The organism is Pseudaeromonas sp. HNCC25DJ180 (assembly GCF_055413345.1).
Genome location: NZ_JBVAYF010000011.1, coordinates 97,076 through 119,394, shown reverse-complemented (window position 1 = coordinate 119,394; position 22,319 = coordinate 97,076). Strand labels below are relative to the sequence as shown.

Below are 22,319 nucleotides of genomic sequence, written 5' to 3'. Positions count from 1 at the left end.
AAAAGGGACACCCCTATGACGGTATGGGTGTCCAGCTGCAGCTGTTACTGCTGCGTGTTCTGCCGGGAGCCGAGCACCTCAGCAATAGTTTCGATGGCGGCGGCTTGTCTAACCAGCAGTGCGTTCTGCTCATTGATGGCAGTGAGCATCTTCTCCTGATTTGAGCCTTTTCCGCTGTATTTGCGTGCGAGAAACAACCAGACCAGAATAAGCAGGAGCATTGGCCCCCAGGAGATGACAAAATCAATAAGCGGATTTTTTTCCTTATGCAACGACTTTGAGGATACAGGGCTATGGGCTTGTGCACTGACAACACGGACTTGTGCGTTAGCATAGCTAGCCTCTGTGGTGGCTGCCGCACCTTGCAAACGGAAGGCAATCTGCTCACCGGCAGGCACGACCGTATCGTACATGGACTCGCTCAGCATATCGATGACCTTGCCATCGGCATCCATCAGCCTGGCTTCCAGCACCAGATCCTCGAAAGCCTGGCCGGTGGGGTTTTTCAGTTCCCCGATCACAGTTACCAGCAGCGGTCCACCTGATTTGGCGGTGCTGACCCTGGGGTTGACGATCTGCAGAGCGCTCTTTGCTTCGGAGTGTGGCTGTTCACCACTCTCGCAGGCCGAAGCGTAAAAGCAGACAAGCAGCGATAATGGTAAAAAGATCCTTTTCATAGTTGGTTCCTTGTTAAATGGTGATAAGTACCTGTTTGCCCTGAAGATGCCGCGCATTACTCAATATCACTGGGTTTGCGCCGAGCCGAGGCAATAAACGGGCAGGCGAACAGATTGAATAACGCCATGCCACTGCAGAATCCTATGGCCGCCTGCTGGGAAAGCAGGCAGGATATCCCGCCGGATTGTTTGCCGACGCTCACCATTATTATGATTGCCATGAGCGCCTGTGGTAGGGCCACTATCAGCAGTGGGCGCGGGCAGTAGCGGGTCAGATTGGCTAGCCGCTGTGGCGTTAAGACTCGAGTGTTTAACAGTGATAATCCGGTGATTGTTGGCGCCTTCTGGCCTGTGATTAGTACAATGGCGAGCATAAAAATAAACAGGGTTAACACAAAGAGGGCAAACAGTAATGGCGGCGGTAACAGTAGCGAAGGAGCTATCGGGATAAGGTCAAAACGGAGTAGTAAGGCCAGCAGTAATGCTGCCGAGCCCAATGACAGGGAGATGAGTTCAGCGAGGCGTAGCAAAAGTTTATAGAGGTAATTTTTCATATTATTTCATCTGAGATAGGGCTGAGCTTCGAGAGCCATATTGGTGTGCATGGGGATGCGTTGTGCAGATAAAACAGCGCTGCCCCTTTTTAAGCAGATTGGGTTTGTTCAATCTGATTTCTCATCTTCAGCAGATCCAGGGTTTTGGTTTTTGGAATAATATCATCCAGCAACCATTGATTACTCTGGCGGATAAATACCCATATTTCGCTGAAGGTCTTATCATCGCCACTGCCGGAGACTCGCTGTTTTGTCATATCATCCATTACATAATCAATCATGGAGCCGACAATATGAGCCTTGAAGCTATCTTTATTGTTGTCCAGATAATCAATGACGTGAATGATGGCTGTTTCTTTACAGTCAATGTCCAACATAACGGGGCTATGATTTTTTCTTAGCATGGTGCGCGCCAATGATAGATGGTGCTGGTATAGACGCTCGCTCATACAATGACGGGCCAGATCGGGATTTCTGCGGCGCCAGGCCTCTTGTACCTTATAATAGGTCTCTTCTACCAGACGGTTAAGGCTTGGCTCATCCCACAACGGATCGCTGGCGGAGAGTTCATTGAGCGCTTCGCTGGTTCTTTTCTTGCGGATATAGAGCAGAAAGCCCATTAGCGAGCTGGTACAGACAAATAAGCCAAGGGTGGTCAATATCGCCAGCTCTGTGGGGCCAAGGTGATTATTTACCGCGCCGGACGTCTTGCCAGTAAAACTGTAGCCATGTCCTCCAGCCCCGAAATTGCTTCCACCGCCATAGCCTCCGGCTCCGAAATGGCCACCACCACCGTGACCACCGCCAGCGCGGGCAAAGCATAGCTGTGACATGACCAGGGCCAGCACACTGATTAAAAGGGATAACCTAAAATGGTTTTTTGATTTCATATCTGTAATCGAGTGGTTAATTAAGTGCAGTTCTATATTTTAATCTGATATTGCACAATGATTGTGTTGAACAGTGGTAGATATTTTTTCCACTAACTATGTTTTATAAATATCTAGACTCAGAAAGATAACAATAAAGCCATAGGAATTATTTTTCTCCAGCATGACTGTTTTTAATCTTATTCCACTCACTAATTAAGTAAGCTATCTTCGGGTGAGCAGATGGAGCAATGTTTAACGTATCTTGGCGAATTTCTTCTAGTCGATCACTAATATATTTTGGTTCATATTCTTTTGTTTTTTGCCAAGAAAGAATACTAACAATATCAAATACAATGTGTCCATCGAACGCCATTTTAAATGGTGTCATTACAGGATAATTTGGAAGAGAGCTCCTCAAATGCAATGCCGCATCATGATCAATGACGACTCTAGGATAAATGGATACTTTAGACTCTATTTGATAAGCTTCATTCATTGCAGGACCAAAAATAGCACCCCCTTCTTCGTGAATAAGTTTTCCAATGGTAATTCCACCTCTTATCATTATTCCTAGGTTGTAAAAGTACATTAAATGAATTATGTAGATGCACTCTAGAAGCAGGTTACAAGACATTGAATCATTCTTTAGACATGAAATAACATAAGAGTCTGAAAATTGGGTAATTGAAATAGGAAGCGACCCGGATAGTTTAGGAATTAAATCATCATTATATGCATCTTTACAAGATAATATGGTGTTTACATTGTCTAGCTTGAAATATGGTATATTTCCATAGATCTCTTCCTTTAGTTTTTCGCTCTTTAAATCATAAATGATATCGTATATGCCCTTTCTAATTTCATCGCATTCTAAAGATTGATTGATTGCTGATTTAAACCCTAGCAAATCTATGAAGCATACAACTCTTTCTTCGTAATCCACATTGACTCCTGGAGAATATGCTGACTTGTAATTGGATAGATAAAGTTTTTGCTATATCGCGATTTCCTTTTTGCCACGCTACCGCCCTTGGCGTTGTGGCTACCAAAGGCGGGATGGGACTATGTTCGGCAAAGGGAGCCGGTGTCACTTCAGGGCGGGAGCATACTTTGATTTTGAATGTTTTTTACTCAAAAATGGCGCGCTATATTTCATAACTCAGCAGGAAAAATCATTTTTCTCCGAGATTTTTAACGTCGTACGCCTGATGGACGAAAAACAAACGAAGTATGCTCCCGCCCTGGGTGTCACTTGGCTAGCTACTCTAAAGGCTTATCTGGTACGGATAAATCCTTAACTGAGACAGGGGTAAAAAATCGGAAGAAAGTAGGGCTGGCGGTAGCGGTGGCTGTGCCATCAGCAGTATTTGTTTAAAAATTTCAATAGGAAAAGGGACATCCATCTTTCAGCATAGAGTGGGTGTCCAGTTGCAGGTGTGACAGTATGGGTGTCCAGCTGCAGCTGTTTACCGTAACGCGCAGCAGGCTCAACACCTTGCCATCTTTCTAGCTACCAGTTGTACCAGGTCGGCCACGGTGCGAGCCTCTTGCGCCTCCTGGTCATCGATGCGGATCCGGAAATGCTCCTCAAGCGCCACTACCAGAGCCACATCAGCCATGGAGTCAAACGCGAAGAGAAATCTCAGGTTATCAGCAAAGCTATCCTCGGGCTGCAGGTAAGGCAGCTCGGTCTCCAACTCCTGCTCAAGGATCTGGCGGATGGCAATCACCAGCTCCGGTGCTATGCCCGATGCAGAAAAATAGCGCTCATAAAATTGCTGAGGCGTCAGTGGCTCGCGGCCTGCAAAGATGTGGCTGAGCCGCCGTGTTCTTGCGCGGTCGCTACGCCGTATGTCAAACAGCAGCAAGGCCACCATGGCCAGAAACAGCAGCAGGTAGTGGGTGGGAGTCATCTTATGTTTGCTGCCTATGAAGGATGCTTTTGTTGGTTTTAGCCTAGCCTGCGCAGCCCAACGTTTTCCGAGAAACCACTGGCGGGGTAGAGCTGGCAGATAAAGCATAAGGTTCACTTGGCTAACTACTCTAAAGCCTGAGGCGGGGGTTGCAACGCTTGGTAACGGATAAGACTTAAATAATCAGGGAAAGGTAGCGTCTTGGCAGGGAGTCGTAACTGTCATGACTCTGGACGGCCAAGCGGCAGCGCTAAGTCAGATAACCCATTGAGTAGGCAAAACGCCCTCCCCTTGGCTTGGGGAAGGCTGATGTTGGAGTGGCTTAAGATGCGGTCAGCGGCTCTCTTTCCACAGATAGACTACTTTCGCGACTTGGCCCAAGGGTCTATTTTGCCCTCGGTAGGCGCTTTAACGGCCGTGGAGCCTCGCGCATCCCGATGCGGAGCCGAACCGCGATTAGGTGCGGCTCGGCGACCTGGCTCAGGGCGGCGAGCCGGCTCTGTACGACGGCCCGCCCCCGGGCGGTGTTCTGCTGCTTTTTGCGCCCGCTTTTCTTGTAAGCGCGCGGCATCTTCCAGGCTCAATTCGGCCGGCTCACCTGGAGTCTGATCCGCCGGGACAATGCGATCTCGGGGTGGCAAGGCAAACTGCTCGTCAGAGGCCCTGGGCAGGCTTTTAAATTGGTATAGGTAGAAGGATTCTACCTTTTCACGAGCCCAATCCGTCTTTTTTAGAAATTTTACACTCGAGTCGATACTTGGCTTGTTCTTGAAGCAATTGATATTCAAATAGGCAAACAGGATCTCAAAGCCATAATGCTCAACTACTTCCGCCACTACAGACTTTAAGCTAACCCCGTGCAGCGGGTTATTTTTATAATCAACTTCATCACTCATGGTCATATCCAGTCAAGAAGGCCAGTCGCCTGATTATAATATCTGTGGTACGAAAACCATGGCGCTGTTACCTCACCATGTTGACCCGCGATATACCTAATCACAGCAAGCCGTAGCGCATCTGATAAAATAAAAACCGGGCAGAACCCTCTGCCCGGTTTGGATCTGGTCGCTAATGGCGCTAGCGCTTATTCGTTGATGCCCTGACTACGCAGGTAATCTTCATAGTTGCCACCGAAGTCGATGATCTTCTCCGGGGTCATTTCCAGAATACGGGTGGCCAGGGAGCTCACAAACTCGCGGTCGTGGGAGACGAAGATCAAAGTGCCTTGATACATCTCCAGCGCCATGTTCAATGCCTCGATGGATTCCATGTCCAGGTGGTTGGTCGGTTCGTCCATCACCAGAATATTGGTGCGCTGCAGCATCAGCTTGCCGAACAGCATACGTCCCTTCTCACCACCGGAGAGCACCTTGACCGACTTCTTGATGTCGTCCTGGCTGAACAGCAGGCGACCGAGAATGCTACGCACGGCCTGCTCGTCATCGCTCTCCTGTTTCCAGTAGGCCATCCAGTCAAAGACCGTCATATCCTTCTCAAAGTCGGAGGCATGATCCTGGGCATAGTAGCCAATATTGGCGTTTTCCGACCACTTGACGCTGCCGCTATCCGGGGTCAGTTCACCTATCAGGGTTTTGAGCAGGGTGGACTTACCGATACCGTTGGTCCCTATGATGGCGATCTTCTCGCCCACTTCCATCATCAGGCGGAAATTCTTGAACAGGGGGCCGTTATCGTAGCCCTTGGCCAGGTTCTCGATCTCCAGGATATTGCGGTAGAGCTTCTTCTCCTGCTCGAAGCGGATAAAGGGGGTCTGCCGGCTGGAGGCCTTGACCTCGTCGAGCTGGATCTTCTCTATCTGCTTGGCGCGGGAGGTGGCCTGACGCGACTTGGAGGCGTTGGCGCTAAAGCGGCTGACAAACGACTGCAGATCGGCGATTTGGGCCTTTTTCTTGGCATTGTCGGAGAGCAGACGCTCGCGGGCCTGGGTGGCGGCGGTCATGTACTCATCGTAGTTGCCGGGGTAGACGCGCAGCTCGCCGTAGTCCAGATCCGCCATATGAGTACAGACCATATTCAGGAAGTGACGATCGTGCGAGATGATGATCATGGTGCTGTTGCGACTGTTAAGCATCTGCTCCAGCCAGCTGATGGTGTGGATGTCCAGGTTGTTGGTCGGTTCGTCCAGCAGCAGGATATCCGGATTGGAGAAGAGCGCCTGGGCCAGCAGCACCCGCAACTTCCAGCCAGGAGCCACTTCGCTCATGGGGCCGTTATGCTGCTCTGCTGGAATACCGACCCCCAGCAACAGCTCGCCGGCGCGGGATTCAGCGGTATAGCCATCATATTCGGCTACTTTGCCTTCCAGCTCGGCGGCGCGCATGTAGTCGTCGTCTGTGGCTTCCAGGTTGGCATAGATGGCATCGCGTTCAGCAATGGCTGCCCACAGCTCGGCGTGCCCCATCATCACCACGTCCAGCACCCGCATCTCTTCGTAGGCAAACTGATCCTGCTTGAGCTTACCGATCCGCTCGTTGGGATCGAGGGCCACGTTGCCCGCGCTGGGATCCAGATCGCTACCCAGTATCTTCATGAAGGTGGATTTGCCACAACCGTTGGCGCCAATAAGGCCATAACGGTTGCCGCCACCGAATTTGACAGAGATATTTTCAAACAGCGGCTTGCTGCCGAACTGCATGGTGATGTTGTTGGTAGAAAGCAAGATCAAGCTCCAGCCGATAAGGGCGAGTGATGGGCCATGGGCTTAAGCGCACGCGAACCTAGGCCAATTAATAGAAACTGGCGCCATAGTAGCGATCTTGCTCACAAAGTTCAAAGTGATGTGGCGTTTTACGACAAAGGAGCTAATGGCTAGCGGCAAGAGCGGTGACGAAGGGGGATGAGGGCGGCCTTCGGCCGCCTGAACACGCTTGACGAACTGACCAAATAGGGCTGGCTCGTTAGGCTTTTTTCACAAACTCGGACTTCAACTGCATGGCGCCTATGCCGTCGATCTTGCAGTCAATGTCATGGTCGCCGTCAACCAGACGGATGCTCTTCACCTTGGTGCCCATCTTGACCACCAAAGAGGAGCCCTTGACCTTCAGATCCTTGATCACAGTAACACTGTCGCCATCTTGCAGCACATTGCCATAGGCATCGCGTACCACAGCCGTCTCTTCGGCGCTGGCCTGGGCATCCTGTGACCACTCATGAGCACACTCAGGGCAGACGTACATGCTGCCGTCTTCGTAGGTGAATTCCGAATTACACTTGGGACACTGGGGTAAACCGCTCATGTTGCACCTTCTCCATGCAGTAACTAGGGGCCGCCCTCCGCTCGGACGCTACTCCGGCCTAAAGGCGACCACTTGGGGGGCGATATGATAGCGCCTGTCGTGCGCCAGTAACACCCTTAGCATGCAGAGGGCTGACAACCTAGCCCAATTGCACCCCACACCCACCGCTTCCGCCCATGAAAAAAGAGGTGAGCCACAACTCACCTCAAACTAACCACAGGAACCCAAAGAGTATGAGTCAGACGCGGCGCCCCAGGCGCAGACTCGGCCACAGGGCATAGGGGCCATCCCCCAACAAGATCAGCACTAGTTGCGCCATCACCCAGAATGCCGGGAACTCCCAACCACCGTTGGCATTGGAGAAGAGCCAACCATTGCCGAAGTGCACCACCAGCGCCCCCAACAAGACCGGCAGTTGCAACAGGGCAACCCAGCGTACCTGGACGCCTGCGATCAGCAGCAAGCCACCGCCCAATTCAGCCGCCATGGTCAGCCAGGCGAAGGGAGCCGGAATACCAAGCGAGGCGAAATAGCCCACGGTTCCGGCCGGAGTAAAGACCAACACCTTCAACAAACCGTGGGCCACAAACATCAGACCCAGGCTCAGACGCAGCAGCAGAGCCGCATAGGGAGTAGTACGAGTATCCATCATTTTTCTCTCCAATTAACAATTAGGGTTCCCCCCGACAGACGTAGGGGAGCCAGGGGTTACTCGCCGGCGGAAAACTGCACCGAACGATGTGAAAAGGAACCAAATTCAAAGCCACTGCTGGGAAACGTGAGGTGATCGGATGCCTCACTGGCCCCCACAGTGACAAACAACGGCAGCAGATGCTCGACTGAGGGGTGTGACTGCCGAGCACCTGGGGCCTGGGCAAAGGCGCGCAACGCTTGCCACTCCCGCGCCTCCAGCCGCTCGGCCACCCAGGCATCAAAATCGCGCGCCCAGGGTGCCACGACCCCTTCCGGGGTCCACTCCCGCAAGTTATGGGTAATGAGACCACTGCCTATGATGAGCACCCCTTCGTCCCGCAGCGGCGCCAGCAAGCGTCCCAAAGCCATCAACTCCCCCGCATCACCGCTGGGCAGCGACATCTGCAGCAAGGGAATATCGGCGTAGGGAAACAGGCCGAGTAAGGGCACCCAAACCCCATGATCCCAGCCCCGATCCTGGCGCTCGGCATAAGGCTGGTCTGCCTGAGTCAGCAGGGCCTTAACCCGTTGCGCCAACTCTGGCGCACCAGGAGCGGCATACTGCAGGCGATACAACGCATCTGGAAAGCCATAGAAATCATAGATAAGCGGCAAGGTGCTGGTCGTCCCCAGCATGACGGGCTGCGTTTCCCAGTGGGCCGAGAGCACCAAGATAGCCTTGGGTTTGGGTAGAGAAGCCCCCAGAGCCTGAAACTGCCCCATGCGATGGGGCTGCTGCAGGGTCATGGGGCTACCGTGAGCCAGAAATAGCACCGGCATTTTCATTGGCTTGACTCCAGTTGGGGTATTCATCAATGAGTGTCATAATAAGGTTTCCATTATTTCCAAGAAGACCCCAGTTATGGCACATAGTGTTGACGAAACGGAAACCATAACCAGGCCGGAAACCTTGGGTGGATCGTTGCAAGATATTCGCGCCTTCTGCCGCGTAGTCGAGCTGGGATCCATTTCGGCGGCCGCCCGAATACTGGGGGAAACCAAGGGGGGGATCAGTCGGCGCATCAGTCGGCTGGAGGGTATGCTCTGCTTGCAACTGCTGGCCCGTCACCCACGCTCGGTGAGCGTCACCAACGAAGGTGAGCTGTTTTATGGCAAGGCCCGCGAGGGGCTATTACTGCTGGATGAGGGAACAGAGCTGGCCCGGGCCACCCGCAGCGAACCCCGCGGCACCCTGCGCATCACGGCCCCGCTGGATCTGGGCCACGAATGGCTGCCGCCCCTCATAGTCGCCTTTGTCGAACGCCACCCCCAGATCCGCGTAGAGTTACTGGCCTCGGATCAGCGACTGGATCTGGCCAGCCACCAGATTGATATTGCCCTGCGCGCCACAGATGGCACTCTGCCCGACATGGGCTATAGCGCCCGCTCCCTCACTCGTCTGCGCATGGGACTGTTTGCGTCCCCCGACTATCTGGCCCGACATCCCGCCCCGCTGCAACCCGAAGCACTGCACCAACATGCCTTGGTGCTTGCCGGTGAGGGGGCCCAGGGGGTGCGGCTCAGCCTGCGGGATCACTCCGGGGCTCAGGAACACCTCACTTTCCACCCGCGGCTACAGACCAGTGACTATGCCAGTGTGCTGCGCCTGACCTTGGCCGGGGGGGGCATCGGCTATTTCCCTCACCTGGTGGCGGAGCACGCCTTAGCCCGAGGTGAACTGCTTCCGCTCCTAGACGCGTGGCAATGTCCGGAGGGGGAGCTGTTTCTCATCACACTCAATGGCTTGCGCGCCCCGGCCCGGGTACAGGCCTTCAAACGCTTTTTGCTCGAGCAACTGGCCAGCAAGCAAGCTTAAACCCTCGCCTCGGCTGCCCGCTTAGCGGGCATGATCTTAGCTGCCCTCCCCATCAGCCGCGCTTCCGCGTTGGGAACACGTAAAAACCCAACCTAACTCACTATCCTGGCTGATTATTTTTACTCATCGCCCCCCAAGCCTGAGCGAGTGGTTACACTCAAATCAAGCACCACCCCGTTGTGCCCTGCCCCCCTTCGCACAGCGCGAGAATGGCGCATAATCAATCCAGGAGTCACATTCATGGATGCAGTGGAGCAAGTTAAGCCGAGCCAACAGAACTTGGTTCAAGAAGCTGTGCCGGGCGACGTCGTAGCCCCCCCCGCAGAGTCGCAAAACGGAACCGAGGCGCCCCCGCCCCTGACGCACCGCCCGCGCCGAACCTGGCTGGGCTGGGTGGGTAGAGTGATGTATCTGGTCAGCATCAGCGCCGTCACCACGGCTGTGGTGTGGGAGATGCAAACCTCCTGGCTACAGGCGCACCTGTTATCGCGCTATGCCCCCACCCTGACCTGGCAACTGGAGCCAGGCCCCAGTGACGCCATCACCTTTCCGGCCAGCGGCCCGGTGGATAAGCGCCAAGGTTATGCCCTACTGCCCCAACTGAGCGAGCGCTTAGCTAATCGTGGCTTCAGCATAACGCAACAGGTGCGCTTCTCGCCGCCACTGCTCGCCTACAGCCAACATGGCTTGTTTGTCCCCTACAACGAGAAGAGCCAGGCCGGGATCACGGTACGGGACTGCAGCGGCACCCCCTTCTACACCAACCGCTATCCCCACTACCAATACCCGGATTTTGCCGCGATTCCACCTCTGGTGCTGCACGCTTTGCTGTTTATCGAAAACCGGGACCTGCTGAGCGATGACTACCCGCTGACAAACCCGGCCATCGACTGGCCACGCTTTGCCAACGCCATCCTCTCCCAGCTGGGGAAGCAGGTCGGGATCCAGGATCACGGCTCGGGGGGCAGTACACTGGCCACCCAGATGGAGAAGTTTCGCCACTCCCCCGATGGCCGCACTAACTCCAGCAAGGAAAAATTGCGTCAGATGGCCTCGGCCAGCGTGCGCGCCTATCGCCATGGCCCCTTGACGCTTCAGGCTCGCGAACAACTGGCGCTGGACTACCTCAACTCAGTGCCCCTGGCCGCCGCCCCCGGTTATGGTGAGGTGCATGGTCTGGGGGATGGCTTACACACCTGGTTTGCTGCCGATGTTGCACACAGCAATCTCCTGCTCGATCCCAGCGCCAAACAACCGAGTTCACTCCCATCCCAGGGACTGGCCCTGCGGCAGGTGGTGGCCCTGCTGATTGCGCACCGTCGCCCCTCGTTTTACTTGCTGCAGGGGCGTAGCGAACTGGCTACTCTCACCGACAGTTACCTGCGGCTACTCGCCCAACAGGGCATCATAGATCTCCCCCTGCGGGACGCAGCCCTGAGCCAACCCCTGAATTTTCGCAACTTTGTCGCAGCCCCTGCCTTCGAGAAGGTCGACAGCGACAAGGCGCGCTATGTGGCGCGCGGGCGCCTGGGCAATCTATTGGGTCTATCTCTCTATGATCTCGACCATCTCGACCTCACCGCCCAAAGCGATCTGAACTACCCCTTGCAACAACAGGTCAGCTACTACCTCAAACGCCTGGCGGATCCGCTCTTTGCCGGTGAGGTGGGCTTATTGGGTGAACGCTTGCTCTCTGCCGAAAAGACCGCTGATGTGCGCTACAGCTTCACCCTGTTTGAACGTGGCAAAGCGGGTTTCCTGGTACGGGTACAGACGGATAACACCAATCAACCCTTCGACATTAACGAGAGCAGCAAGCTGGAGTTGGGATCGACTGCCAAGCTACGGGTGCTGACCACCTATCTGCAGATCATGACCGAGCTGCACCAGCGTTTAGTCTCGCTACCTGCCACCAGGTTGCGCCAACAAGCGGTGGAGCCTCAGGACCACCTCACCCGCTGGGCCTTGGACTATCTGGCGAATAGCCCGGATCGGCAACTGCTGCCCATGCTGCAGGCGGCGCTGGATCGCCACTATTCGGCCAGCCCCTATGAGCGTTTCTTCACCGGCGGCGGCCTGCACACCTTTGCCAACTTCCGCCGCGAAGATAATGGTCGACAGCCCACACTGCGCGAGGCACTGCAGGAGTCCATCAATCTGCCGTTTGTCCGTCTGCTGCGGGATGTGGCGCGTTATAGCCTCTACCAGAATCCCGATCGGGCTACGCTCCTGAGCGATGACAAGGATCCCCGCCGTCAAGAGTACCTGCGCCGCTTTGCCGACCGGGAGGGCAAGACCTACCTGTGGCGCTTCTGGCGCAAGTATCAGGGTAAAAATGGCCAAGAGCAGTTGCAGACCATGGTGGATGACATGCGCCTGACCCAAACCCGTTTGGCGGCCGTACATCGTTATCTCTTCCCCGAAGCCACCCCGGCTGAATTGGCCAAATTCATCCGCCAACAGCTCCCTAATGTGCCCCTGAGTGACAAACAGCTCACCCGCCTCTACCAGAGCCTGGGTCCCGGTGCATACTCCCTGCCAGATCAGGGCTATGTGGCCCGGGTACACCCGCTGGATCTTTGGCTGTTGGCCTATCGCCTGGGCCACCCCCAAGCCAGCTTCAGCGATGCCGTGGCGGCCAGCCAAGCCCAGCGTCTGGAGGTTTACGGCTGGCTCTTCAACTCACGTCACCGCAGTGCGCGCGATAGCCGCATCCGCACCATGCTGGAGATAGAAGCCTTCGCCGACATTCATCAGCGCTGGCAAAAGGTAGGTTATCCCTTTGATCACCTGGTGCCCTCCCTGGCCACGGCCATCGGCAGCTCGGGGGATAGACCGGCGGCGCTGGCCGAGCTGATGGGCATCATCCAGAACGATGGCATTCGCCTGCCGGTGCAGCGGATCGACTCGCTGCACTTTGCCGTCGCCACTCCTTACGAGACCCAGTTCAGCCCGACGACCAACCGCGCTGAGCGCGTGCTCCCCAGCGAGGTGGCCACCGTATTGCGCGAGGCGCTGGCCAAGGTGGTGGAGATCGGCACGGCTCGACGCCTGGCGGGCAGTTTTCAGTTGCCCGATGGCACGCCGCTGCTGCTGGGTGGTAAGACAGGCACGGGGGACAATCGGCTGGAAAAAGTAGGCCACTATGGCAACGTCATTGACTCCAAGGTCCTCAACCGGACCGCCACCTTTGTCTTTTACCTGGGTGATCACCACTTCGGCACACTCACCGCCTATGTGGAGGGCAGCTCTGCCGACAAGTTCCGCTTCACCTCAGCCCTGCCGGTGCAGGTGCTCAAAGGTATGGCTCCGCTACTGAGCCCCTATCTACAACCAGGAACCCACACTCAGTGCCAAAAACCGGCGACCACCACCCAGGCTAGTCCTTGGCTAACCAAGAGAGAACGACTGGAGATTGAGGCTAAAGGAACCTGATCACACGGCAAGCAAAAGCCAAAAATTATTGGGGAAGGGGGTTACCGCGAATGACAAGAGAGCGCAGCTGAACGGTGAGGGGAGAGTGGAGGACGCAGACGGGTGCCTGCGTCCAAAAGCGTTAAGCCAGGAGAGCGTAACGCCGATTGAGCTTAATCCGGCTCGTTGGCCTCGCGCTGCCGCTCTTGGCGAGCCTGCTCGGCAGCAAAGGCAGCCTTGATCTCTTCGAGCACCGAATCCACATCGGCACTGACTTGACTCTCTTCAAAATGGCCTGTCAGCTCAGTATCCGGCTGCAGCTTACCATCCTCATAGAGGGCCCAGATCTCCTTGGCATAGCGAGTGGTCATCAACTCGGGCGCATACTGAGCAAAGTAGTTACGCATATTGTTCACATCCCGGGCCAACATGGCATGCGCCTGGTTGTTAGCCGCGGCATCGACCACCTGAGGCAAGTCGATGATGACAGGGCCAAACTCGTCGACCAGCACATTGAACTCGGAAAGGTCCCCATGCACCAGCCCGGCACAGAGCATGCGTACCACGTATTTCAGCACCACAGCATGATCTTCGATAGCCTGTTCGGCCGACATGCTGACATCACCCAGCCGCGGAGCCACATGCCCCTCGTCATCTGTGATGAGCTCCATCAGCAGCACGCCATCAAAGCAGCCATAGGGTTGTGGCACGCGCACGCCTGCCGCCGCCAGCTTGTAGAGGGCATCCACTTCAGTGTGTTGCCAAGACTCTTCTTGCTGCTTACGACCAAACTTGGAGCCCCGCTCCATGGCCCGGGCATCTCGGCTGTTTCTGACCTTACGCCCTTCCTGATACTGCACGGCTTGTTTGAAGCTACGCTGTGCCGCGTCTTTATAGACCTTGGCACAACGGATCTCCGAGCCGCAACGCACTACATAGACGTCGGCTTCTTTGCCACTCTTCAATCGGCGGATGACATCATCAACCAAGCCGTCGTCAACCAGAGGTTGGATTCGTTTTGGAATTTTCATTGCGCCCTTGTACCCTATTTAGCTCCGCGATGGAATAGTTGGCCTGCATCTTCCCCGGCAAAAATCACATCCAACCTATGGCTCATACTACCAATAACGGGATCCGTAACTGCTGGCGAATGGCCGGTTGGTCACGAATAAGATCGGCCAGCGAGTGCCGGCACAGCGCCGAGACAAAGGCCTCAACAGCCTCCGCCAATACCCCCTTGAGGCCGCACACCGGCAAGAGCTGGCACCAGGGGGTGCCACATTCTATGAGCTGTAGCACTTCGAGTGACTGTACCACTTCCCCCAGATTGATCGCCTCCGCCGGTAGCCCCAGTGCAATGCCTCCGCCCTTACCCCGACGGGTAGTCACCCACCCCAGTTGGCCCAGTCGATGCACTATCTTGTTGATATGATTGCGCGGTAAGTCGAAGGTGCTACACACCTCTTCTATACTGGAGAGTCGCCCCTCCGGCTGTACGGCCAACAGGATCAGGATCCGCAAAGCATAATCGGTGTAGCGAGTTAACTGCATCGGCCTACTCCTTGCTTGCAGCAACAAAAGATACACTGCTCCTGCATTTTACTTAATCCATCCCTTTACTATTTTTATGCGCCAGATACTGGAGACGAACAAGCCAGCATCATGCTGGCTTGTTGAGTAGCCGGCAGACAGGCCACCGGTTGGCTCACCCACTTATTCTGTCACGACCTTGCCCAGCGCATCACCATTACCCTGCTTCTTGTCGCTACGGCATTTGAACCAATACCCAACCCAGATCAGCCCCAACCACACAGGGACTAAGTAGACCGAGATCTGTTCACCCTGCAGATAGAGGATCACCAACATGCCGCCCAGGAAGGCTAGACAGAGATAGTTAGCCACCGGGAACCAGAAGGCTTTGAAGGCCGGGACCACGTGTTTAGCGTTCATGGCACGACGGAACATGATGTGAGTCAGACTGATCATAGCCCAATTGATGACCAGCGCCGCCACCACCAATGCCATCAGCAACTGGAATACCTTGCCGGGGATGAGATAGTTCAATACCACGCAGATCAGGGTCATGGCACCAGAGAGGGCAACCGCCGTTACCGGCACACCACGGCGGTTCACATTCATCAGGAAACGCGGGGCATTGCCCTGCTGAGCCAGACCGTGCAACATGCGGCTGTTGCAGTAGACACAGCTGTTGTAGACCGACAGCGCCGCGGTCAACACCACGACATTGAGAACATTCGCCGTCAGCTCGCTACCCAAGGCGGAGAAGATGAGCACAAACGGGCTCCCCCCTGCAGCCAACTGATTCCAGGGATAGAGGGCTAACAACACAGCCAGGGCTCCCACATAGAAGATCAGGATACGGTAGATCACCTGATTGACCGCGCGGGGTATGCTCTTGCGCGGATCATCCGCCTCCGCCGCCGTGATCCCCACCAGTTCCAGACCACCAAAGGAGAACATTATGATGGCCAGGGACATGATGAGACCATGCCAACCATTGGGCATGAAGCCCCCATGGGCCCAGAGGTTGGAGAGAGAGGCCTGAGGCCCACCGTTGCCGCTGAGCAGCAGATAGCCACCAAATAGGATCATGCCAATGATGGCCACCACCTTGATGATGGCAAACCAAAACTCCATCTCACCGAAGTATTTGACGTTGGAGAGGTTGATGGCATTGATCAGCACGAAGAATCCCGCCGCTGGCACCCAGGTGGGCAGGTCCGGCCACCAATACTGCATATAGAGACCCACGGCGGTCAGCTCCGCCATACTGACCAGCACATAGAGCACCCAATAGTTCCAGCCACTGAGAAAGCCGGCAAAGCTGCCCCAATATTTGTTGGCGAAGAAACTGAACGAACCGGATACCGGCTCTTCCGCCACCATCTCGCCCAACTGGCGCATGATGAGAAAAGCAATGAAACCACCCAGCGCATAGCCAAGCAGAACGCTCGGCCCGGCTAACTGAATGGTTTGCGCAATACCGAGAAACAGGCCGGTGCCAATGGCACCGCCCAGGGCAATGAGCTGAATGTGGCGATTCTTCAAGCCACGCTTGAGCTCGCCAGCTTGGGCTTTGACTTCCATGGGAACATTTACCTCTAGGGTGGAGAGTGATCTGAACTACGGCAGCCGGCTCCGGCTTGACCCGGCTAGAATACCGATCAGCCGTGATTATTCCAGAACTGGGTGAGAATAACGCCACATCACGCCGTGATCCGGCAAGACGAATAGCGTCATCAACCATTTTTTTCGCTGCGTTACGTTTTTGTACCGGTTTTTACTAACGGCCTGCGCAACAAAGAGCGCCCACAGGCGCTCATCAAAACATCGCACACCTGACTCAACTCACAGTGACTTTCAGGCAGGAGACCCCGTGCTCATCACTCCCCGCAAGTCCGGGCCTGTGCCGGGCACACTCGGCATCCGCCAAGGGGCAGCGGGTACGGAACACGCAACCGGAAGGCGGAGTGATGGGCGATGGCAGATCCCCCTCCAGCAACAAGATCTGTTTGTTGCGCTCCAACTCAGGATCCGGGATAGGCACAGCAGACATCAATGCCTGGGTATAGGGGTGCAACGGATGGCTAAAGATGGCCTGGCGACTGCCCAACTCCACGGGATTGCCCAGGTACATCACCAACACCCGATCCGATATGTGTTTCACCACAGAGAGATCATGGGCAATGAAGATGAGCGATAGTCCCATCTCCTTCTGCAGCGCCTTGAGCAGGTTGACCACCTGCGCCTGGATGGAGACATCCAACGCCGACACAGGCTCATCACAGATGATCATCTTGGGCTCCAGGATCAGCGCTCGCGCAATGCCAATGCGCTGACACTGACCACCGGAGAACTCGTGCGGGTAACGGTTGATGAGATTGGGCAATAGACCGACCTTCATCATGATCGCCTTGACCCTGTCCATCACCTCGACCTTACCCAGCTGCGGATAGAAGGTCTGCAACGGCTCGGCAATGATGTCACCTATCGTCATGCGCGGGTTCAACGAAGCCAAGGGATCCTGGAAAATCATCTGGATCTCTTTACGCTTCTCCCGCAGCTCCCGGGCCGGCAGCGCAGTCAGATCCTGGCCCAACCACACCACCTTGCCGGCGGTGGCGGGCACCAGACCTATGATGGCTCGTGCGAAGGTCGACTTGCCACACCCCGACTCCCCCACTACCCCCAGGGTCTCCCCTTCATACAGCTTGATGGAAACGCCATCCACCGCCTTGAGATTCAAAGCAGGCGACCAGGGCCAGCCCTTGTCACTCTTGATCTTGAAATGAACCTTAAGCGCATCCACCTCCAGCAATAACTTCTTCTGGCTCATTACGCGACTCCCCCCTCAGCTTCCCAATCCCAGTGACAGGCGCGCAGACGACCATCATGGAACCCCGTCAATTCAGGCGCCTTACTCCGGCAAATATCGCTGACCCTATGGCAGCGCTCCTGAAACGGACAGCCCTGGGGCAGATGCAGCAGGTTGGGCGGATTGCCGGGAATCGTTGCCAGCTCTTCCCCTTCGCTATCCAGGCGCGGGATCGCCTTGAGCAACCCTTCGGTATAGGGGTGAGAGGGACGGTAGAAGATATCGTTGACCTTGCCGTACTCCATGGTGCGACCGGCATACATCACCAGTACCTTGTCACACAGGCCGGCAATCACCCCCAGGTCATGGGTGATCATGATGATGGCGGTGTTGAAATCCCGCTTGAGCTCATTGAGCAGGGTCATGATCTGCGCTTGGACGGTCACATCCAGCGCCGTGGTCGGCTCATCGGCAATCAGCAACTTGGGATTACACAACAGCGCCATGGCAATCATCACCCGCTGCCGCATGCCCCCGGAGAACTCATGGGGAAACATGTTCATGCGCTTGCGCGCCTCAGGGATCTTCACCGCATCCAGCATCCGCACCGAGGTGGCGAAGGCCTCGGCCTTGCTCATCCCCTTGTGCAGCCGCAGTACCTCCATCAACTGGGCCCCGACCTTCATGTAGGGGTTTAGCGAGGTCATGGGATCCTGAAATATCATGGCGATCTTTTCGGCGCGGATACGGTTCAGCTCTTTGACCGGTAGGTTGAGGATCTCACTCCCCTCAAATTTGGCCGAGCCGGTAATAATGCCATTCTTGGCCAATAGGCCCATCAAGGCAAAGGCGGTTTGGCTCTTGCCCGAGCCAGACTCCCCGACTATGCCCAGGGTTTCTGCCGCATCCAGGGAAAAGTTGAGGTCGTTGACCGCAACCACATTCCCCTCCGGGGTTTTGAACTCGACACGCAGATCATTGACAACTAACAGTGACATGGCGTGCTCCTTAACGGTCTTTGGGATCCAGGGCGTCACGCAGACCATCCCCCAGGAAGTTGAAACAGAACAGGGTCACCACCATGAAACCGGCCGGGAAAAGCAGATGCCATAGGGCCACCTCCATAGACTTAGAGCCCTCATCCAGCAAGGCGCCCCAACTGGTCATGGGCTCTTGCATGCCCAGCCCGAGGAAGCTCAGGAAAGATTCAAACAGGATCATGCCAGGCACCAACAGAGTGGAGTAAACCACCACGATCCCCAGCACGTTGGGCACTATGTGGCGGGTGATGATCTTCCACTGGGAGACACCGCAGACATGGGCCGCCTCGATGAACTCCTTACTCTTGAGACTCAGCGTCTGGCCGCGGACGATCCGTGCCATATCCAGCCAGCTGACGGCACCAATGGCGATGAAGATCAGGAACAGATTCCGGCCAAAGAAGGTCACCAACATGATGACGAAAAACATGAAGGGAAAGGCATAGAGGATCTCCAGCACCCGCATCATGATCCGGTCCAGGCGTCCGCCGATGAATCCGGCGGCGGCACCATACAGTGTGCCAATCACCACAGCCACCATGGCCCCCAACAGACCGACCATCAGGGAGATACGCCCCCCCATCAAGGTACGCACAAACAGATCTCGTCCCAGACTATCGGTCCCAAAATAGTGGCCCGTCGAAAAGTCCGGGCCCGTATGCATGGACGCCCAATCGGGCTCATCAAAGGCATAGCTGGAGAGCCAGGGGCCAATGATCACCAGCAGAGTGATAAACGCCAAGATGATGAGGCTGGCCAGAGCTGCCCGGTTTTTGAAGAAACGGTGGGCCGCGTCCTGCCATAGCGAACGCCCCTGGATTTCCAACTCACTCGCAAAGGAGGAGATGGCTTGCTGCTGTTGTTTAGTAACCACCATGTTCCACCTCGGGCTCAATAACGGATCTTGGGATCGATGAAGGCATAGAGAATATCGACCACGGCGTTGAAGGTGATGGTCAAGGCACCGACTAAGATGGTCAGCCCCAACACCATGGAGTAATCCCGGTTCAAGGCGCCGTTGACGAAGAGCTGGCCTATCCCCGGCAGGCCGAAGAGGGTTTCGATGACCACAGAGCCAGTGATGATGCCGACAAAGGCCGGCCCCAGGTAGGAGACCACTGGCAACATGGCCGGACGCAGGGCATGGTGCAAAATGATATGCCGCAACGGCAACCCCTTGGCCCGAGCGGTGCGAATGAAGTTGGAGTTCATGGTCTCGATCATGCTGCCGCGCATGATGCGGGCTATGGAGGAGACGTAATACATGGCCATACCGATCACCGGCAACACCATATATGGCAACTGACCACCGTTCCAACCACCTGCTGGCAACCACTTCAGGTTAATGGCGAAGATCAGGGTCAGCACAGGTGCCAGCACAAACGAGGGCATCACCACCCCCAGCATGGCCAGCGACATACTGCTGTAATCGACCCAACTATTTTGTCTGAGCGCCGCCATGATACCGAGACCCACCCCCAGCCCCAGGGCCAACAAGAAGGCCAACGAGCCTATGGTGGCGGAAACCGGCAGCGCCTTGCGCACCAGGTCATTTACCGAGAAGTCTTTGTATTTGAACGAGGGGCCCAAATCCCCCTGGGCCAGGTTGCCCAAATAGGTGAAATATTGCTGGTAGACGGGCTTATCTAGCCCATATTTTTGCTGAATGTTAGCCATCACCTCGGGTGACACCCCTCGCTCGCTAGAAAAGGGGTTACCCGGCGCAAACCGCATCATGAAGAAGGAGACGGTGATCAGCACCAGCAGGGTCGGAATGGCTTCCAGCAGGCGTTTTAGAATAAATTTTATCATAACGATTCCGGCACAGATTTATGGCTTCGCTCTGTATGGCCGCAGGCGGCCCTGCGCCAAGCAAGCAAAACCCGCCCAGAAGGCGGGTTTTGCATCACGGCGCCAAGAGAAGCTTAATGAGCGATGATGTACATATCCTTGGTGTAGAGGTTATCCAACGGATTGTTGGGGTAACCACCTACATAGGGTTTCACCAGACGAGCCGATACATACTGATAGACGTTGGCCAGCGGCATATCTTCCGCCAGTATGGCCTCAGCTTGGGCGTATAGCTTGTTACGCTCATCCGCATTAGCCACTTCCCGGCTCTTGGCCATCAGGGCGTCATACTTGGGATTGGAGTATTTGCCATCGTTGTTGCCATGGGTGGTCTGTTTCAGATCCAGCATGGAGGAGGCCTCGTTGTAATCAGCCATCCAACCCGCCCGGGCCAGATCGAAGTTACCACCAGACTTGGTCTCCAAGTAGGTCTTCCACTCTTGATTCACCAGCGCCACATCCACACCCAGGTTTTTCTTCCACATGGAGGCCACGGCTACCGCTACCTTCTTGTGATTTTCACTGGTGTTATAGAGCAGTTCGAACTTCAGCGGATTTTTCTCGTCGAAACCCGCTTCTTTCAACAGCTTCTTGGCTGCTTCGTTGCGCTGGGCTTGCGTCAACTTGGCATAAGCCGGGGTGACGGGTACGAAACCATCTACGAACTCAGGCACCAGACCATAAGCCGGCTTTTGTCCCTGTCCCATCACGGCATCGGCGATCACGGCACGATCGATAGCGTAGGCCAACGCCTTACGCACCCGCACGTCATCAAACGGCTTCTTCTTGCAGTTGAATTCGTAATAGTAGGTGCCGACATAACCCGTTACGCGCACCTCGTCCGGACGCTCTTGTTTCAAGCGCTTAAATTGCTCTATGGGGGTCTCATAGGTCAGGTCGACTTCGCCGGCCAGATAGCGGTTCATGTCAGCATTTTGCGACTGGATAGGGAGATAAGTGACTTTATTGATGGTGGTGTGCGCATCATCCCAGTAGCTCTTGTTGCGCTCGAGAACCACCTTCTCATTAACCACCCACTCTTTCAGGGTATAGGCGCCATTACCGACCAGGTTGCCTGGCTGAGTCCATTTGTCGCCATATTTTTCAATAACGAGCTGGGGCTCAGGATAAACAGTGGTGTGCGCCATCATGCTGACAAAATAGGAGAGAGGGCGTTCCAGTGTCACTTGGAAGGTGTGATCATCAATGGCCTTAACGCCCAACTCTTCAGGCTTAGCCTTGCCATTGATGATGGCAGAGGCATTAACAATGCCTGGTGTAGCCAAATACCAAGAGTAGGGAGAGGCCGTCTTGGGGTCGACAACACGACGGAAGGCATAGACGAAGTCGCCAGCTGTGACCGGCGCGCCATTAGACCACTTGGCATCCTTACGCAGATAGAAGGTGTAAACCTTGCTGTCCTTACTCTCCCAACGCTCGGCCACAGCAGGACGGATCTCACCATTCGGACCGGTAGTGACCAAACCTTCATACAAGTCACGTTGGATATTGGACTCAACCGTCCCCTCAGTTTTGGCTGGGTCCAGGGTGGCGGGTTCAGAGCCGTTACCTTTCACTAATTCTTGAACCGGCGCCAACTTGGCTTCGGCCTTGGAGAGTGGCTTCGCTGCCTCTTGCTTGGCTACAGGAGCGGAAGCCTGCTGCTCTTGCTGACCACATCCCCAGAGAACCAGAGAGCCAGCAATAGCCAAGGCCAACGCGTTTTTATTATGTGTCATGTCCTTACTCCGTATCAGTTGATCTCCACCGCGCGGGCCAGGCCACAAATGAGCCACGAGCCAAGCGTCGAACCGATGAATAATTCCCTGACACAGGTAAGAATGCAATATATTTTGTGGATAAAAACGGACAAGACCAGCTATTTACAAACCATTT

General features: G+C 55.3%; 19 protein-coding genes and 1 pseudogene. 2 read left to right on the top strand and 18 right to left on the bottom strand.

Annotation, left to right across the window (positions count from 1 at the left end):
• Window positions 1–44: 44 nt before the first annotated feature.
• The 10 genes and pseudogenes from ACZYTD_RS11690 to ACZYTD_RS11645 all read right to left on the bottom strand — a co-directional run bounded on the left by ACZYTD_RS11690 (window position 45) and on the right by ACZYTD_RS11645 (window position 8,752).
• Window positions 45–677, bottom strand: coding sequence for an FxLYD domain-containing protein (locus tag ACZYTD_RS11690; protein ID WP_463892212.1), 633 nt, complete (start codon window positions 675–677; stop codon window positions 45–47).
• Window positions 678–733: 56 nt separating this feature from the next.
• Window positions 734–1,231 (bottom strand): hypothetical protein, encoded by a 498-nt coding sequence (locus tag ACZYTD_RS11685; RefSeq protein ID WP_463892211.1) that lies wholly within the window; start codon window positions 1,229–1,231, stop codon window positions 734–736.
• An 89-nt stretch (window positions 1,232–1,320) separates the two neighbouring features.
• Window positions 1,321–2,121: a Tim44 domain-containing protein gene (locus ACZYTD_RS11680; RefSeq protein ID WP_463892209.1), complete on the bottom strand. Its 801-nt coding sequence runs from the start codon at window positions 2,119–2,121 to the stop codon at window positions 1,321–1,323.
• Between the two features lie 148 nt (window positions 2,122–2,269).
• Entirely contained in the window at window positions 2,270–3,046 is a 777-nt protein-coding gene (locus ACZYTD_RS11675) for a hypothetical protein (RefSeq protein ID WP_463892207.1), read from the bottom strand.
• 544 nt (window positions 3,047–3,590) lie between these two features.
• Window positions 3,591–4,016 carry an acyl carrier protein gene (locus ACZYTD_RS11670; RefSeq protein WP_463892206.1) on the bottom strand — a complete coding sequence of 142 codons (426 nt, stop codon included), beginning with the start codon at window positions 4,014–4,016 and terminating at the stop codon, window positions 3,591–3,593.
• A gap of 653 nt (window positions 4,017–4,669) precedes the next feature.
• Window positions 4,670–4,912, bottom strand: a pseudogene (locus ACZYTD_RS11665) (VF530 family protein); the annotation flags it as partial.
• 188 nt (window positions 4,913–5,100) lie between these two features.
• A complete protein-coding gene (locus ACZYTD_RS11660; protein WP_463892205.1) occupies window positions 5,101–6,696 on the bottom strand; it encodes an ABC-F family ATPase in 1,596 nt (531 codons plus the stop codon).
• A 238-nt stretch (window positions 6,697–6,934) separates the two neighbouring features.
• Window positions 6,935–7,273 carry a zinc ribbon domain-containing protein YjdM gene (locus ACZYTD_RS11655; protein ID WP_463892203.1) on the bottom strand — a complete coding sequence of 113 codons (339 nt, stop codon included), beginning with the start codon at window positions 7,271–7,273 and terminating at the stop codon, window positions 6,935–6,937.
• A gap of 238 nt (window positions 7,274–7,511) precedes the next feature.
• Window positions 7,512–7,925 (bottom strand): DoxX family protein, encoded by a 414-nt coding sequence (locus ACZYTD_RS11650; RefSeq protein WP_463892202.1) that lies wholly within the window; start codon window positions 7,923–7,925, stop codon window positions 7,512–7,514.
• 56 nt (window positions 7,926–7,981) lie between these two features.
• Window positions 7,982–8,752: a dioxygenase family protein gene (locus tag ACZYTD_RS11645; protein ID WP_463892201.1), complete on the bottom strand. Its 771-nt coding sequence runs from the start codon at window positions 8,750–8,752 to the stop codon at window positions 7,982–7,984.
• A gap of 76 nt (window positions 8,753–8,828) precedes the next feature.
• Here ACZYTD_RS11645 and ACZYTD_RS11640 point away from each other — a divergent pair, with 76 nt between their 5' ends.
• Together ACZYTD_RS11640 and ACZYTD_RS11635 are read left to right on the top strand one after the other, a co-directional pair.
• Entirely contained in the window at window positions 8,829–9,782 is a 954-nt protein-coding gene (locus tag ACZYTD_RS11640) for a LysR family transcriptional regulator (protein ID WP_463892199.1), read from the top strand.
• Between the two features lie 405 nt (window positions 9,783–10,187).
• On the top strand, window positions 10,188–13,217 hold the full coding sequence (locus ACZYTD_RS11635; RefSeq protein ID WP_463892290.1) for a transglycosylase domain-containing protein: 3,030 nt from the start codon (window positions 10,188–10,190) through the stop codon (window positions 13,215–13,217).
• Between the two features lie 152 nt (window positions 13,218–13,369).
• Here the strand turns inward: ACZYTD_RS11635 and ACZYTD_RS11630 are convergent, their stop codons facing one another.
• From ACZYTD_RS11630 to ACZYTD_RS11595, 8 genes are all read right to left on the bottom strand, one after another.
• A complete protein-coding gene (locus tag ACZYTD_RS11630) occupies window positions 13,370–14,227 on the bottom strand; it encodes a PA4780 family RIO1-like protein kinase (protein WP_463892197.1) in 858 nt (285 codons plus the stop codon).
• Between the two features lie 82 nt (window positions 14,228–14,309).
• Window positions 14,310–14,747, bottom strand: a complete 438-nt coding sequence (locus tag ACZYTD_RS11625; protein ID WP_463892196.1) for an Rrf2 family transcriptional regulator — start codon at window positions 14,745–14,747, stop codon at window positions 14,310–14,312.
• 162 nt (window positions 14,748–14,909) lie between these two features.
• Window positions 14,910–16,304: an amino acid permease gene (locus ACZYTD_RS11620; RefSeq protein WP_463892195.1), complete on the bottom strand. Its 1,395-nt coding sequence runs from the start codon at window positions 16,302–16,304 to the stop codon at window positions 14,910–14,912.
• Between the two features lie 256 nt (window positions 16,305–16,560).
• Entirely contained in the window at window positions 16,561–17,553 is a 993-nt protein-coding gene (oppF, locus tag ACZYTD_RS11615) for a murein tripeptide/oligopeptide ABC transporter ATP binding protein OppF (RefSeq protein ID WP_463892193.1), read from the bottom strand.
• Window positions 17,553–18,530 (bottom strand): oligopeptide ABC transporter ATP-binding protein OppD, encoded by a 978-nt coding sequence (gene oppD, locus ACZYTD_RS11610; protein ID WP_463892191.1) that lies wholly within the window; start codon window positions 18,528–18,530, stop codon window positions 17,553–17,555. The genes oppF and oppD overlap by 1 nt, the downstream gene beginning before the upstream one ends.
• Before the next feature lie 10 nt (window positions 18,531–18,540).
• On the bottom strand, window positions 18,541–19,449 hold the full coding sequence (oppC, locus tag ACZYTD_RS11605) for an oligopeptide ABC transporter permease OppC (protein WP_463892190.1): 909 nt from the start codon (window positions 19,447–19,449) through the stop codon (window positions 18,541–18,543).
• 14 nt (window positions 19,450–19,463) lie between these two features.
• A complete protein-coding gene (gene oppB, locus ACZYTD_RS11600) occupies window positions 19,464–20,384 on the bottom strand; it encodes an oligopeptide ABC transporter permease OppB (protein ID WP_463892188.1) in 921 nt (306 codons plus the stop codon).
• Window positions 20,385–20,497: 113 nt separating this feature from the next.
• On the bottom strand, window positions 20,498–22,162 hold the full coding sequence (locus tag ACZYTD_RS11595; RefSeq protein ID WP_463892187.1) for an ABC transporter substrate-binding protein: 1,665 nt from the start codon (window positions 22,160–22,162) through the stop codon (window positions 20,498–20,500).
• Window positions 22,163–22,319 lie beyond the last annotated feature (157 nt).